Here is a 14,263-nt window from a genome sequence, read left to right on the forward strand (position 1 = left end):
TCTCCGAAACACGAAGGGCATTGGGCCGAAGGCCGCCCACACTGGACCGACAATCCGGTCCGGACAAGCGCAAAACGCCTGCCCTGACCTCACGTTTCAAAGCGAGCGGCCGTCACCTATCGGCCGTCACCCGTCAGCGGGCGCGCAGCAGTTCGCCCACCGACAGCAGCGCCATTTCGTCGCCATCGGCCTTGCCGATGGTCCGGCCGGTGGAATAGGGCAGGTTGTTGTCGTTGACGACGACGATGTGGTCGCCATCGACGATGTTCACCCCCTCAGGCCCGAGATGGGGCATGACGAAGCGGCCTTCCGGTGCCTGGCCGGCGCGGGCTTTGCGGTCGGGGTCGGCGATGTCCGTCAGGTCGATGTAGCCGACCTTGCGGACGAAGCCGTCGGCATCCGCCCCGGCGATGTCGATCTTGTAGATGCGCTTGAAGGCGGCCGGCGCGTTGAAGCAGTCCGGCTTGACCTCGCCCTGGCAGGCCTGGGCCTTCGCCCCTTCGGTGGTGTCGTCGCGCTCGATCACCAGAGCGCTGCCGGCGTCGATCATCGCCATGTCGGCGACGACGTTGGCGTTGTCCTCCAGCCTGTACTTCCACGACTTGCCGGTGTACGCGCGGCTGGCGACGTCGAATTCCAGGATGCGGGTGTACGCGCGGCCGTCCTTGTTCTCGAAGGCGTTGGCGGCGGCGTTCCACAGCGGGCCTTCCAGCGACGGGTACAGCGTCTTGCCGTCCGGCGACATCCCCATCGGCTCGAACCCGCGGGAGCGGCGGACCTCGAAGCTGACGGCACCCGGCACCGCCGGCAGGCCATTGTTGCGGTAATGGTCGGGCGAGCGGGCCGGCTTGCCGTCGATCACCGTCTCATGCACGGCGATCACCACGCCGTCACGGCTCAGTTCCAGGATATAGGGGCCGAACTCGTCGCCGATGAACAGGCGGTCGTTCTGGACCACCAGCGATTCGGGATCGAAATCGGCACCGGTCAGGTAGCGGCTGCCGGTGTTCTCGTTGACGATGGCGAAGGGGACCTTGCGGTCGGGATCGCGCAGGAAGGTCGTTTCCAGCCGCTGCATGGCGCCGCTCTGCCAGTCCGGCTTGACGCGGTGGACCATCAGCAGCGCGTCGACCGAGTTCACCTTGCTGCCGAAGCCGTTGTCGGTCAGGGCCAGGAACTCGCCATTGGGCTGCGGCACGACCGCGGAGAAGCCCTGAACCGCTTGGCCTGCGACCGGCAGCATGATCTCCGTCTCACGCGGAGCCTTCGGGTCGGCGGCGAAGGAGGTGGCGCGGATGGTGCCCACGGCGTCGACGCGCTTGCGGTCGGCGTTGGTGAACTTGCCGGCTGTGGCGAACAGCGGACCGGCGTCGGCCGGCGCCTGCACCAGCGTGTCGGCCGGCAGCACCGCATGGCCGGCCAGCGTGGCGGGATAGCGCTTGGCCTGCTGGTCCTGCGCATGGGCCGCGGTAACGGTCAGGCAGGCGGACATCAGGGCGACGGTGGCGAGCAGGGCGCCACGCCAGGAGGGGAGGCGCCAGGACGGCAGGCGGACTGACGGCATGCGGTGTACTCCGTGGACGGAACCGCGCGCCCTGTTTCATTCAGGCGCGCTCGATGTCCGCGGAATAGCAAGCGGCGATGACGTGGCCGGGACGGTTCAATGACCGTTGCGTTACCGGAAGGACGCTTTGGTCATATGACCCGTGCGTCGCCGGCAGTCCCGTCAGCGCTCCGGCTTGTCGGCGCCGCCGGTCTGGCCGCGAATGTCCTGGGCGCGCAGCCAGCCGGGCGATCCGGCAGGCAGCATTCTTTCCGCCCGCTCCGCCTGGGCCTTGGCCATCGGCATGTCGCCTCTCGCCAGCGCCTCCTCCGCCGTGGCGTAGGCGACCATGCCGTCGTTCTTCTTCATGCTCCAGGCTTGGGCGGTCAGCCGCCACAGGAAGGCCGACTGCGCCTTGCCCTTGGAGGCGATCTGCAGATTCTTCAGCGCCTCGTCGGCCAGACGGGGATCATGCTGCTCCAGCAGGGCATGGGCGAGGGAGACGCGGATCGTGCCGGCATCGGAACCGGCCATCTCCACGGCCTTCCGATAAGGGGCGACCGCATCCGGCGCCCGGCCGGTCTGCAGCATCAGGTCGCCCTTCATCTCGTAGAGATAGGGGTTCTTCGGTTCGTCGGCGATCAGCCCGTCGACCAGCGGCGTCGCCTGCTTGACGTCGCCCTGGCGGAAATAGGCATAGGCGCGGCCGTAGCGGGCGGCCGGCGACGGATCGTTCACCTTGTAGCGGACCAGGGCGCCGCGCGGGTCGAGATAGCCGAAAAGCTTGGCCTGGACGCGCCGCAGGTCGGCCTCCGTCGCTGACGGCAGCTGGGCATTGCTGTAGCGGGAGCGGGCAACGAAGGCCTTCACCGCGTCGATGCGCTCCCGCGTCAGCGGGTGGGTCAGGCGATAGCCGGCGTCGCGGTCGTTCATCAGCGGGTCGTTGACGCCCAGCTTCTCCAGGAAGGTCTCCATTCCCTTGGCGGAGATGCCGGACTGTTCAAGGAAGGACAGGCCGGCCTGATCGGCCGAGGCCTCCTGCGTGCGGGAGAAGGACAGGTAGTTCCGCTCCGCCAGATGCTGGCCCAGCATGACGCCGGCCGCACCGGCGCCGGCATTGCGCGAGGCCAGACCGCCGGCGATGCCGAGACCCATGCCGAGCAGCGAGGCGAGGAAGGCATTGTCCATCGCCTCGGCCCCGCGGACCAGATGGCCGCCGGATATGTGGCCGGTCTCGTGCGCGATGACGCCCAGCAGCTGGTCGGCGTTGTCGACGTCCAGCAGCAGCCCGGTGTGGATGAAGATGTTCTGTCCGCCGGCGACGAAGGCGTTCACCGTCGGATCGTTGATCAACAGAATCTGCACCGAGTCCGGGTCGATGCCGGCCGCCTGGAAGATTGGCCGGGCCATCTTGCGGATGATATGGTCCGTCTCGGCGTCGCTGAGGATTTGCATCTCCGACCGGCGCTGCGCGCTCGCCGGTGGCGCTCCCCACACCAGCGACATCAGACATACGGACATGATGGCGACGACCGAAACCAGCCTGCTGGGCTTGCGCACCGTGACGACCTCCGGCTTGGAACAGCGGACCCCCGCGCACGACCGGCGGAGCCCGCGACACACTCGCTTGCAAATCTGGCAACGGTTGGGCGCGGTTGCCATAGCTGCATCACTGCTGTCGGGCTGCGTCAACACCAAGTTCAAGACCGACGCCACGGTGCAGAGCTTCGTCGTCGCCGACGAGCCCTATGCCGCCGGTGTGGGGCGCGACATCATCGCCCAGGGCGGCAAGGCCGGCGACGCGGTCGCGGCGATGGCCCTGGCGATGACCGCCAGCCTGCCGTCGCGCGTCGGGCTGACCGGCGGCGGCGTCTGCGTGCTGTTCGACGCGGCGTCGAAGAAGGCCCGCACCATCGATTTCCTGCCGCGCCCGGCCGGTGCCGGCGGCGTCGCCATGCCGGCGATGGCGCGCGGCCTGTATGCCGTCCAGGCTGCCGCGGGTGCGATGCGGTGGGAGCAGGTCGTCGCCCCGGCCGAACAGCTGGCCCAGTTCTCCCCCGGCCTCAGCCGCGCGCTGGTGCAGGATCTCGGCACCTTCGGCGGGCGGCTGGCGCCCGACTCGGAGACGAGGCGGCGCTTCCTCGGCAGCGGCACTCCGGCGGTCGGCGCCGTGGTCGGCCAGCCGGAGCTGGCGGCGACGCTGTCGGTCCTGCGACGCCAGGGGGTGGGCGCTTTCTACAACGGGCCGCTCGCGGCGACGGTTGCCCAGGGCGCCGGCATCGACCCGGCGCAGCTGCGTGCCTACCAGCCGCGCGTCGGCGGCACGCTGACCGTGCCCTTCGACATCACCGATCTGCATGTTCCCGACATGAGCGATCCGGAGACCGGTGCCGCCCTGGTCCAGGCCTGGAAAGCGGTGGCGTCTCTGCCACCGGCCGAGCGCGCCACCCGCGCCGCCCAGCTGCTGGGCGCCACCGGCAAGGGGCCAACCGCCACCGGGGCTGCCGCAGGAGCCGGCGTGATGGTGATCGATCCCGACGAGAACGGCGCCGCCTGCGCCTTCACCCAGGGAGCGCCCTTCGGCACCGGCCGCGGCATCCCCGGCACCGGCATGCTGGTGGCCCAGGGGGTGGACCGCGGCGATTTCGGTGCGCCTGCGCTGATCGCCAACTCCATCGTCGGCCGTACCCTGTTCGCCGGGGTCGGCACCGCCAACGGCGACGACGGCCCGGCCGCCGGCCCGGCGGCGCTGCTGTCGGTCGCCCTGCCGTCCGGTCTGGAGGAGACCTCCACCGCGCCGCAGATTCAGGCAGCCCGGCCGCAATCCATTCCCGGTCGCGTCAGCTTCATCGGTTGCCGGGTATCGACCGAGAACGGGATCCGCTATTGCCAGACGGCGAACGACCCGCGTGCCGGCAGCCTCGCGCTGACGGTGGAAAGCGAGCGCAAGCGGGACTGAGTCCCGGACAATAATGGCCCGGCCCAAGGCCGGCGACAGGTAGAGACGGACGATCATGAGCAAGCAGCCCAAGGTTTCCAAACGGGGCGCCATTCCGCCCTTTTTCGTGATGGAAGTGATGCGCGCCGCCGCCGAGCGCGAAGCCGCCGGCCTGGAGGTCCTGCATATGGAGGTGGGGCAGCCGTCCAGCGGCGCGCCGAAGGGCGTGGTGCAGGCGGCGGCCACCGCGGTGGTCGGCACCGATCCGCTGGGCTACACCGGGGCGCTCGGCATCCCGCCGCTGCGCGCCGCCATCGCCAAATGGTACAAGGACCGCTACGGCGTCGAGGTGCCGGAGGGCCGCGTGGTCGTCACCACCGGGTCGTCGGGTGCGTTCCAGCTGGGCTTTCTCGCCGCCTTCGATCCGGGTGACAGGGTGGCGATGGCCTCGCCCAGCTATCCGGCCTACCGCCACACCCTGACTGCGGCCGGCGTGATTCCTGTCGAGCTGCCGACCGGGCCGGAGCATCGTTTCCAGCCGACCGTCGAACTGCTGGAGGCGCTCGACGAGCCGGTGCAGGGGCTGATCGTCGCCAGCCCGGCCAACCCGACCGGCACGATGCTGAGCCGGGAGGAACTGACCGCGCTGTCCGACTGGTGCCGCGCCAATGGCGTGCGCATGGTGTCGGACGAGATCTACCACGGCCTGACCTATGGCACCGACGCGGTCACCGCGGCCGAGGTCAACGATCAGGCGCTGGTGGTCAACAGCTTCTCCAAATATTTCTCGATGACCGGCTGGCGGCTGGGCTGGATGATCGTTCCGGACGATCTGCTGCGCTCCGTCGAATGCTTGGCGCAGAACCTGTTCATCTCCGCGCCGACGCTGAGCCAGGTCTCGGCGGTTGCCGCCTTCGATTGTACCGAGGAGCTGGACGGCCACGTCGCCCGCTATGCCCGCAACCGCGCGCTGCTGCTGGAGGAGCTGCCGAAGGCCGGCTTCACCAAGATGGCCCCGGCCGACGGCGCCTTCTACATCTATGCCGACGTGTCGGACATGACCGACGACAGCGAGGCGTTGGCGAAGCGGATCCTGGAGGAGACGGGCATCGCCTGCACCCCCGGCATCGATTTCGACACCGCCCGCGGCCGCCGCTTCCTGCGCTTCAGCTTCGCCGGGTCGGAAGCGACCATCGCCGAGGCGGCGCGGCGGCTGATCGCCTGGCGGGGCGGGAAGTAGGGTGGTTTCCGGCGGGGGCGTTCGCTGCGGCGGCCCCCGCCGTCCTCCCGTTCAGAACAGATGCTGCCCGCCGGTGATGAAGGTCTCCGTCCCCGTCACATAGCCCGCATCCGGTCCGCACAGGTAGAAGATCACCGCGGCAACATCCTCCGGCGTGCCCATGCGCTTCAGCGGGATGCGCGGGATCAGCACGTCATATTCCGGGCCGGTCATCGCCGTTTCGATCTCTCCGGGGGCCACCGCGTTGACGCGGACGCCGATCTCCGCGAACTCCACCGCCATTTCGCGGGTCAGACCGGACAGCGCTGCCTTCGAGGTCGAATAGGCCGAGCCGGCGAAGGGATGCACCGAATGGCCTGCGATGGAGGTGACGTTGACGATTGCCCCCTTCGCCCGCGACAGCGGAGCGGCGAAGCCGCGCGCCAGAACCAGGGTGGCGAAGAAGTTCAGCTCGAACACCCGATGCCAGCCCTCGATAGAACCGTTCAGGCAGCCTAGCCGCTCCTTGATCGGCGTCTTCGGCGAAATGCCGGCGTTGTTGATCAAGGCGTGCAGCGGGGCGCCGTCCAGCGCCTTGTTCGCCTCCTCGACGAAGGCGGCGCGGCTGGCGGGGTCCGACAGGTCCGCCGGGATATGATGGGTCCAGTTGGGATCGCGGCGGCAATGGGCAGGCACATCCTCGCGCGAGCAGGAGATCACGCGCCAGCCTTCGTTGCTGAACCGGGTGACGGTGGCGTGTCCGATACCCCGGCTGGCGCCGGTGAGAATGACGACTTTGCGGTGCGGCATGGGGCTGCGCTTCACGAATGATTGCGGTCGGCGGGGAAAGCGGACGCCCTGGGAACGGCCTCGGGAGTTCCGGATGGGAGGATCGAAGGCCCCTCATCCGCCGGTGGTCCACCGCCTGCGGCGATCCTACCCGCCCCCGCACCGCCTGTCATCACCGCCTGTCATCCGCCAGTATGCCAACTTCTCCCGGCTGTCCGGTCTGCGCCGGGGGCGGCATATGGCGCGGCAGAACGACGCAATCGGCGGCCTTGTCCATTGACGTTGCGCCCGGCAGCGCCAACCTTGGCGAATCCCCGCAAGACGGAGCCAGCCCTTGCCGCGCCAGCCCTTCCGTCCCCTTGCGTCCTTACTGCGCCGCCGCCTTGTCCTGCTGACCGTCACGGCGCTGTCCCTGACGGCGTCGGCCGGCTGGGCTGCGGAGCCCTTGCGGGTCGCCTGCGTGCCGCCCGGCGTCTGGGCCGACAGTGCCGGTGCGGCGGTGGAGCCGGTGCCGTTGCTGCGCCGCCTTGCCGAGGCACCGGTGGTTTTGCTGGGGGAGCAGCATGACAAGGCGGACCACCATCGCTGGCAACTGCACACCCTTGCCGGCTTGCATGCTCTGAACCCCGACCTTGCCGTCGGGATTGAGATGCTGCCGCGCCGGCTGCAACCGGTGCTCGACCGCTGGGTGGCGGGCGAGATGACGCAGGGTGAGTTCCTGAAGGCGACGGACTGGCGCACGGTCTGGGGCTTCGACCCGCAATTCTACCTGCCGATCCTGCAATTCGCCCGCTTGCACCGGCTGCCGGTGGTGGCGCTGAATGTGGAGCGGTCGCTGATCGGCCGCACCGCCCGCAACGGCTGGGCCACCATCCCGGAGACGGAACGCGAGGGCGTCGGCACGCCCGCCGCCCCGACGGAGGCCTACCGCAACCGCCTGACCGAGACGCTGGCGGCGCACGACCGCTCTGAAGCCCGCTCCGCCGCACCGGCCGATGCACCCGACAGCGCGGTCAAGCGCTTCATCGAGGCGCAAGGCGTCTGGGACCGTGCGATGGCGGAGAAGATCGCCGAGACCCGCCGCACCACCGGCCGTCTCGTGGTCGGCATCCTGGGGGAGGGGCATGTCGCCCGCCGTGACGGCGTTCCGCACCAGCTGGCCGATCTCGGCATCGGCGATGCAGCCGTGCTGCTGCCCTGGGACGCCGACCGTGACTGCGGCGAGCTGGATGGCCGCATCGCCGATGCGGTGTTCGGCCTGGGGCCGGAACGGGAGGATGCGGAGCCGCAGCGCCCCAAGCTGGGCGTGCAACTCGACCCCGGTCCGGAGGGCATCACGGTGGGAGCGGTCAGCAGCGGCAGCGTGGCCGAGGCGGCGGGCCTGCGCACCGGCGACCGCATTCTGATCGCCGCCGGCACACCGGTGCCTGCGCCCGCCGATCTGGTCGCGGTGATCCGCCGGCAGGCGCCGGGCACCTGGCTGCCGCTGATCATCCGGCGCGACGGAGCCGAGCAGGAGGTGGTGGCGAAGTTCCCAGTGGACGGGGCGGCGCACCCGCCCCAACCCTGACTTGGCCCTTACAGCATCTTTTCCCACCGGGCGAGCGCGTCCGGCGTGGGGTTGACCGCCGGGGCGCAGTCGGAGCGGCCGAGCCGCTCATGATGCTCGCGCAATGCCCAGACGACGGTGGGGAAGGCAAGCTCGTTCCAGGGGATGTCCTTCCACTCGAACAGGCCGACCTCAAGGCTTTCCGGGCCGGGCTCGACATCGGGCGAGAGCAGGCGGGCGCGGAAGATCATCTGGACCTGGCTGATGCGCGGGATGTCGTAGATCGCCAGCAGATGGTCGATGTCGATGCGCGCCCGCGCCTCCTCCCAGGCTTCGCGGGCGGCGCCGTCGCGGGTGCTCTCGCGCTCTTCCATATAGCCGGCGGGCAGGGTCCAATAGCCCTTGCGCGGCTCGATGGCGCGGCGGCAGAGCAGGATGCGGCCATCCTCCCAGGTCGCCACGGCGCCCACCACGATCAGCGGGTTCTGATAAGCGATATAGCCGCAGTCCGGGCACATCAGCCGTTCACGGTCCTCGCCGGGCGGGATGGCGCGGACGCGCGGGCCGCCACAATCCGGGCCGCAATCGTTCGTGCCGCTGTCGGGGGATTTGTCGTCGGGGAGAGTGTCGTCTGGCATGGCTTCCGATATGGCGCGGTCTCCTTGGTTGGGCAAGCGGAGAAAGCGAAAGCCGGGCCGGCGCCGTCCTTGGTGTGTTCGCGCCCTGTTCCAATTCGCGATTCGTTCCGATAGGCTGCTCCCAGTCCAGAGGTGAGGGGATTTGGGGTGACGCAGTTCCTGGTCAACGGGATGGTGGTGGATGGCGCATCGCTGGCGATAGGGCTTGCGGCCGGTCTGCTGCTGGGCGCCGCCGTCGCCTGGGCGGTGCTGCGCGCCGCTGCCGGCCGGGCCGAAGCGGCGGCCGCCGCTTTGCATGCCGAGTTCGCCACCCGCCTCGACCTCGCCGAGCGGACCGAGGGCGATCTGCGCGAGGAGATCGAGGCGCGCGACCACCAGATCGCCCGCCTGCATGGCGAGGTCGCCAACGCCCGCGAACGCCATGCCCAGCTGTCCACCCGGCTGGAGGCCGAACGGACCGCGGCGGCGGAAAAGATGGCGCTGCTGGAGCGCGCGCAGGCGGCGCTCGCCGACAGCTTCAAGGCGCTGTCGGCGGAGGCTCTGCACCAGAACAACCGCAGCTTCCTCGATCTGGCGCGGGAGACGCTGGCCGGCTTCCAGGAGCAGGCGAAGGGCGACCTCGACAAGCGCCAGACCGCCATCGCCGCCATCGTCGATCCGGTGCGCCTGAGTTTGGAGGCGATGGACCGGCAAATCCGCGAGTTGGAGAGCACGCGGGCCGGGGCCTATGAGGGGCTGAAGCAGCAGGTGCTGTCGCTGGTGCAAAGCCAGAGCGAGTTGCGGACGGAGACCGGCAACCTCGTTCGGGCTCTGCGTACCCCAGCGGCGCGCGGGCGCTGGGGCGAAATCCAGCTGCGCCGGGTCTGCGAGATGGCGGGGATGCTCGACCATTGCGATTTCGTCGAGCAGGTGTCGGTCGACAGCGGCCGGCTGCGCCCCGACCTGATCGTCACGCTGCCCGGCGGCAAGACCCTCGTGGTCGATGCCAAGACGCCGCTGGAAGGCTATCTGGACGGCATCCAGGCGGTCGACGACACGGTCAGGCACGACGGCATGGTCCGCCATGCCCGCCATGTGCGCGACCATATGAAGCAGCTCGGCACCAAGGGCTATTGGGACCAGTTCGACGACAGCCCGGAATTCGTCGTGCTGTTCCTGCCCGGTGAAAACTTCTTCTCGGCAGCGTTGGAGCAGGACCCGGCGCTGATCGAGGCCGGCATCGACCATCGCGTGATCCTGGCGACTCCCACCACCCTGATCGCCCTGCTGCGCGCCGTCGCCTACGGCTGGCGGCAGGAGCGGCTTGCCGACAATGCCCGCGAAATCAGCGCGCTCGGGGCCGAGCTGTACAAGCGGCTGTCCGACCTGGGCGGTCATATGGACCGGTTGGGCGGGCAGTTGGACAAGGCCGTCGGCTCCTACAACAGCGCCGTCGGCACGCTGGAATCGCGGGTGCTGGTCAGCGCGCGCCGCTTCCGCGACCTGCATGCCGCGCCGGAGGGGGCGGAGATGCCGCTGCTCGAACCGCTGGACCACAGCCCGCGCCGCCTGCAGGCGACAGAACTGCGCGCGGTGCCGCCGGTCGAGACCACTGCGGCCGATTGAGGCATTGCCGACCGATGGATGCAGGGCCGCCAGCGTGCTATCCCTGCGGCCTGACAGCTTTATCGATCCGATGGAACCCGCCGATGACTGACCAGACGGCCACCGAGCAGACCGTTCGCTGCGACCGCTGTGCCCACCGCTATCCCGCCGCCGAGGAGGGATGCCCGCGCTGCCGGTCGATTCGCCGCACCAACGCCGTCATCGTGGCGCTGCTGGTGATGCTGGTGATCCTGGCCCTGGTCGGCTGGGTCGGTACCTTGGTCTTGACCTGAGATCAGCCCCGGCACTTTGGGTGGTCCTTGCGCAGGCACTGCACAATCCGTGGGCAATGCGCATAACGAAACATCATTGCTGTTTTGCCCGATAATCGAGCAAGTTTTTTGCTTGTCATATTAGAGCTATTTTGAGAAGCAACCTTATGCCGTCGTTTCTGCGCAGGGGTTGCCTAATGCTGAAAAACCTCCGGATTTCCACGCTTACCAACCTGTTCGGGGTGGTGGTCACGTTGGGTTTCCTGGCGGTGGTCGTCACCGGCGCGCTGGCGATCCGCGAGCTGAAGGTGGGCGGGCCAATCTACCAGCGCATCGTGCTGGGCAAGGATCTGATCGCCGACATCCTGCCGCCGCCGGAATATGTGATCGAAGCCTATCTGGAGGCGACGCTGGCGATGAACGACCCGGCGTCGGTCGAACAGCGCCGGGCACGGCTGGCGCAACTGCGCAAGGACTATGACGAGCGGCATGAGTACTGGCTCAAGGAGAGCTTCGAGCCGTCGCTGCTCACCCAGCTGACCCAGACCTCCCACGCGCCGGTGATGCGCTTCTGGACCGAGGTGGAGACCAGGTTCCTGCCGGCGCTGGCCCGCAAGGACGAGGCGGCGGCCCGTGCATCCTACGCGGCGATCGCCGAGGCCTATGCCTCCCACCGCGCCGTCGTCGACCGCATCGTCGAGGACACCAACCGCTACAACAGCGAGACGGAGGTCTATGCCACCAGCCGCGAGGACCTGTTCATGACCGCGGTGTGGGGCGTCTCGGCCCTTGTGCTGGCGGTCGTGGTGGTCGGCGTGTTCGGCATCCGGCGCCGGGTGGTGCGGCCGGTGGGAGAGCTGACCGCCGCGATGCGGGCCCTGGCGCAGGGCGACCTGACCGTAGCCATTTCCGGGACCGACCGCGGTGACGAGGTCGGGGCGATGGCGCAGGCCCTGCGTGTCTTCAAGGAGAATGCGGAGGGGGCCGAGCGCCTGCGCCGCCTGCGCGACGAGGAGCGCGAGCGGTCGGAGCGCGAAAAGCAGGCAGCCCTGCTGCGCATGGCCGAAACGGTGGAGATGGAGGCCTCGAACGCTGTGGACGTGGTGGCCAGCCAGACCAGCCAGATGGCCGACAACGCCACCCGCATGGCCGAATCGGCCCGCGCGGTCAGCGACAACAGCCAGAATGTCGCCGCGGCCGCGACCCAGGCGCTGTCGAACGCCCAGACCGTCGCCGCCGCGTCGGAACAGCTCAGCGCCTCCATCCGCGAGATCGCGGTCCAGATCGGCACCGCGACCACGATGACCGGCGACGCCGTCGGCGCTTCGGTAAGGGCGGAGGAGACCATCCAGCGTCTGGCCGACGCGGTGACCCGCATCGGTGAGGTGACAGACCTGATCAACGACGTCGCCGGCCAGACCAACCTGCTGGCGCTGAACGCCACCATCGAGGCGGCGCGGGCAGGGGAGGCGGGCAAGGGCTTCGCCGTCGTCGCCAGCGAGGTGAAGCAGCTGGCCGGCCAGACCGCGCGGGCGACGGACGAGATCGAAAGCCAGATCGCCGCCATCCAGGCCACCACGGCCGAGGCGGTGAGCGCCGTGCGCGCCATCGCCGAGCGGGTGCGCGGCGTCGAAACCGTGTCGGCCACCGTCGCCGCCGCCATCGAGGAGCAGGAGGCGGCGACCGGCGAGATCGCCCGCAATGTCGTCCAGACCTCCAACGCCGCCCAGGAGGTGGCGACCCGCATCGCCGCCGTCTCGCAGGAGGCGACCGCCACCGGCGAGCGCGCCAGCGAGGTCAACACCCTGTCCGTCCGCGTCGCCGCCAGCATCGACCAGCTCCGCCGCGTGCTGATCGAAGCGATCCGCACGGCCACGCCGGAGGTGAACCGCCGGTCCGCCCCGCGCTATCCGCTGAACCGCCCCGGCCGGCTGTCGGTGGGCGGGCGCGAACTGCCGGTGACGGTCGACAATGCGTCGGAAGGCGGCGCCCAGCTGAGCGGGCTGCCGCAGGAGGCATGGTCCGATCTGGCGGAAGGGAGCGCGCTGCGCATCGCCTTGCCGGGGCTGGAGCCGGTGGCTGCCGTTGTGCGGGCACTGGACCGCGGCGGTGCCGGCCGGCTCCATGTCACCTTCACCCTGTCGGGTGCCGAGCGCGACCGCTTTGCCGCGCAGTTCGGCCGCAGCGTTGCCGGGCTGGCCGCGCTCGACCGCGCCGCCTGAACGGTTGCGGCTGCGCTGCGGCAGTCAGACAATGACCCTAATCATGACAGTGATTTCATGACGGTTCGGCGGTTGCCGGGTTCAGAATGGCGTCGGTTCCAGGGCCGCCGGCCCATTCTGAAAGCCCGCTCGCCATGGTCGAAACCACCGCCTGTCCCTATTGCGGGTCCGATTACGGGCATGGTCCCAACGACTGCCCGCTCTGCCGGTCCGCCCGGCGCAAGGATCTGGTCGTGCGCTGCGTCATCGGGCTGATGTTCCTTGTCCCGATCCTGACGCTGTTCGCCACCATTCTGCTGGACAACGGCATGGGGAAGATGCTGTCGATGGACTGATGCGGGAGCCTGAGCGGGCCTACATGTGCCCGGTGCGTGCCGACTGTTCCAGCGCCTTGATGTGGGACAGGCCGGGCAGGATCTCCGACTTCACGAATTCCATGCGGCGGTTGGGGCCGCCGCCGCCGCGGGCGAAGCGGTGCTTCCACAAATTCATCTTCACCGCCAGACCGCACAGCACGCCGCCGATGGTGACGTGGTGCGAGGAAATCAGCTCGCGGATCGACCGGAAGGTGTCGGCGTTGATGTCGCTCCAGAAATCCTTGGAGCGGTTGTCGAAGCTCTCGAACCGGCCGGTGATGGAGGTCGCGATGTCTGTGAGGTCGCGGGCGATCTCGTCGAGCATGCGCATCTGGCGGGAATCGCGCTTGACCTCGGCGGAGCTGCGGATCTCCTCCATCCAGCTGACGAAGCGCTGAACCTCCGGGACGATCTCGTCCAGGCATTTGCGGAAATAGGCGAGCGACAGGAAGATGTCGCCATATTCCTCGAGGAACTTCGGGATGTCATTCAGGCCGATGTCCAGCCGGTCGGCCATCATGCGCAGGTTGCGCAGGGCCTCGTCCCGGTTGGGGTTGGCGAACAGCTGGATGATGTCGGTCACGTCGGCGACCTGAAGCTCCTCCGTGCCATAGACATATTCCATCAGCGGGCGGGTGAAGACCCGCATGTAGCTGGTCAGTTCGGCCTTCTTGCGGTCGGACAGGGTCAGCGATTCGACGTTGTTGACGTCGATGTTCAGCCGCCGCAGCTCGATCCGCGAGGAATAGACGTCGAAGCTGGAGGCGGCGCCGATCTTCTCCAGCTTCACCAGATCGCGTTCGACCTCGTCCTTGTAGGATTCGAAATAGGAGGGAATGTGGCGGGGAGACACCTGACCGCTGCCGGCCTGGGCGTCGCGGAACATTTCCACCACCGTCTGAAGCCGGACATTCTTGATCAGGCGCGCATGCTGAAGACCGGGCGTTTCCAGCGGGATCGCCGACAAAGGCAGGATGTGAAGGGAATCGCGGGCCTCGTCGTCCCAGGTCTTGCGCTGTTCCGTATCGGGCGTGGACTTCGCGTCCGCCGCCGTATCGCTTGCCCCACCGTCCAACCGACCGTCTCCCACTGCCGTCTCGCGTCCCATGCCGGCGATTATCGCAGAGCGCACCTTACAACAGGAGTCAGGGCT

General features: G+C 68.8%; 13 protein-coding genes. 8 read left to right on the top strand and 5 right to left on the bottom strand.

Going from position 1 to position 14,263, the window contains the following annotated elements; translation table 11 throughout:
• Window positions 1–133 precede the first annotated feature (133 nt).
• Together ABNQ40_RS19430 and ABNQ40_RS19435 are read right to left on the bottom strand one after the other, a co-directional pair.
• Complete coding sequence (locus ABNQ40_RS19430; RefSeq protein ID WP_247879564.1) at window positions 134–1,564, bottom strand: esterase-like activity of phytase family protein; 1,431 nt, start codon at window positions 1,562–1,564, stop codon at window positions 134–136.
• Window positions 1,565–1,726: 162 nt separating this feature from the next.
• On the bottom strand, window positions 1,727–3,103 hold the full coding sequence (locus tag ABNQ40_RS19435; RefSeq protein WP_109047930.1) for a M48 family metalloprotease: 1,377 nt from the start codon (window positions 3,101–3,103) through the stop codon (window positions 1,727–1,729).
• 67 nt (window positions 3,104–3,170) lie between these two features.
• Between ABNQ40_RS19435 and ABNQ40_RS19440 the strand changes: the two genes are divergently transcribed.
• Window positions 3,171–4,502 carry a gamma-glutamyltransferase gene (locus tag ABNQ40_RS19440; protein WP_247879563.1) on the top strand — a complete coding sequence of 444 codons (1,332 nt, stop codon included), beginning with the start codon at window positions 3,171–3,173 and terminating at the stop codon, window positions 4,500–4,502.
• 55 nt (window positions 4,503–4,557) lie between these two features.
• The gene (locus ABNQ40_RS19445; protein ID WP_109047928.1) at window positions 4,558–5,721 is read left to right on the top strand and encodes a pyridoxal phosphate-dependent aminotransferase; all 1,164 of its coding nucleotides are present in this window, start codon (window positions 4,558–4,560) and stop codon (window positions 5,719–5,721) included.
• 51 nt (window positions 5,722–5,772) lie between these two features.
• On the opposite strand, the gene ABNQ40_RS19450 is transcribed toward ABNQ40_RS19445, so the two are convergent.
• Window positions 5,773–6,510, bottom strand: a complete 738-nt coding sequence (locus ABNQ40_RS19450; protein WP_109047927.1) for an SDR family NAD(P)-dependent oxidoreductase — start codon at window positions 6,508–6,510, stop codon at window positions 5,773–5,775.
• Between the two features lie 73 nt (window positions 6,511–6,583).
• Here ABNQ40_RS19450 and ABNQ40_RS19455 point away from each other — a divergent pair, with 73 nt between their 5' ends.
• Entirely contained in the window at window positions 6,584–6,769 is a 186-nt protein-coding gene (locus ABNQ40_RS19455) for a hypothetical protein (RefSeq protein ID WP_146255395.1), read from the top strand.
• A 54-nt stretch (window positions 6,770–6,823) separates the two neighbouring features.
• The gene (locus ABNQ40_RS19460; RefSeq protein WP_247879562.1) at window positions 6,824–8,059 is read left to right on the top strand and encodes a ChaN family lipoprotein; all 1,236 of its coding nucleotides are present in this window, start codon (window positions 6,824–6,826) and stop codon (window positions 8,057–8,059) included.
• Window positions 8,060–8,067: 8 nt separating this feature from the next.
• Here the strand turns inward: ABNQ40_RS19460 and ABNQ40_RS19465 are convergent, their stop codons facing one another.
• Complete coding sequence (locus tag ABNQ40_RS19465) at window positions 8,068–8,676, bottom strand: NUDIX hydrolase (protein ID WP_109047926.1); 609 nt, start codon at window positions 8,674–8,676, stop codon at window positions 8,068–8,070.
• A 147-nt stretch (window positions 8,677–8,823) separates the two neighbouring features.
• Here ABNQ40_RS19465 and rmuC point away from each other — a divergent pair, with 147 nt between their 5' ends.
• The 4 genes from rmuC (at window position 8,824) to ABNQ40_RS19485 (ending at window position 13,089) form a co-directional block, all read left to right on the top strand.
• The gene (gene rmuC / locus ABNQ40_RS19470) at window positions 8,824–10,281 is read left to right on the top strand and encodes a DNA recombination protein RmuC (protein WP_247879561.1); all 1,458 of its coding nucleotides are present in this window, start codon (window positions 8,824–8,826) and stop codon (window positions 10,279–10,281) included.
• A gap of 83 nt (window positions 10,282–10,364) precedes the next feature.
• A complete protein-coding gene (locus ABNQ40_RS19475) occupies window positions 10,365–10,553 on the top strand; it encodes a hypothetical protein (RefSeq protein ID WP_098739180.1) in 189 nt (62 codons plus the stop codon).
• Window positions 10,554–10,729: 176 nt separating this feature from the next.
• On the top strand, window positions 10,730–12,754 hold the full coding sequence (locus ABNQ40_RS19480; RefSeq protein ID WP_391348617.1) for a methyl-accepting chemotaxis protein: 2,025 nt from the start codon (window positions 10,730–10,732) through the stop codon (window positions 12,752–12,754).
• Between the two features lie 134 nt (window positions 12,755–12,888).
• Window positions 12,889–13,089, top strand: a complete 201-nt coding sequence (locus ABNQ40_RS19485) for a hypothetical protein (protein ID WP_247879685.1) — start codon at window positions 12,889–12,891, stop codon at window positions 13,087–13,089.
• Between the two features lie 19 nt (window positions 13,090–13,108).
• On the opposite strand, the gene ABNQ40_RS19490 is transcribed toward ABNQ40_RS19485, so the two are convergent.
• Window positions 13,109–14,185 (bottom strand): hypothetical protein, encoded by a 1,077-nt coding sequence (locus ABNQ40_RS19490; RefSeq protein WP_109048952.1) that lies wholly within the window; start codon window positions 14,183–14,185, stop codon window positions 13,109–13,111.
• Window positions 14,186–14,263: the final 78 nt, after the last annotated feature.

Source organism: Azospirillum sp. A23 (assembly GCF_042938965.1).
In the GTDB taxonomy this organism is placed as follows: domain Bacteria; phylum Pseudomonadota; class Alphaproteobacteria; order Azospirillales; family Azospirillaceae; genus Azospirillum; species Azospirillum melinis.

Excerpts from the sequence above, each read along its gene's own strand:
- ABNQ40_RS19450 (WP_109047927.1), bottom strand. The coding sequence starts at position 6,510 with ATGCCGCACCGCAAAGTCGTCATTCTCACCGGCGCCAGCCGGGGTATC.
- ABNQ40_RS19480 (WP_391348617.1), top strand. The coding sequence starts at position 10,730 with ATGCTGAAAAACCTCCGGATTTCCACGCTTACCAACCTGTTCGGGGTG.
- ABNQ40_RS19475 (WP_098739180.1), top strand. The coding sequence starts at position 10,365 with ATGACTGACCAGACGGCCACCGAGCAGACCGTTCGCTGCGACCGCTGT.
- ABNQ40_RS19455 (WP_146255395.1), top strand. The coding sequence starts at position 6,584 with ATGGGAGGATCGAAGGCCCCTCATCCGCCGGTGGTCCACCGCCTGCGG.
- ABNQ40_RS19445 (WP_109047928.1), top strand. The coding sequence starts at position 4,558 with ATGAGCAAGCAGCCCAAGGTTTCCAAACGGGGCGCCATTCCGCCCTTT.
- ABNQ40_RS19485 (WP_247879685.1), top strand. The coding sequence starts at position 12,889 with ATGGTCGAAACCACCGCCTGTCCCTATTGCGGGTCCGATTACGGGCAT.
- ABNQ40_RS19465 (WP_109047926.1), bottom strand. The coding sequence starts at position 8,676 with ATGCCAGACGACACTCTCCCCGACGACAAATCCCCCGACAGCGGCACG.
- ABNQ40_RS19430 (WP_247879564.1), bottom strand. The coding sequence starts at position 1,564 with ATGCCGTCAGTCCGCCTGCCGTCCTGGCGCCTCCCCTCCTGGCGTGGC.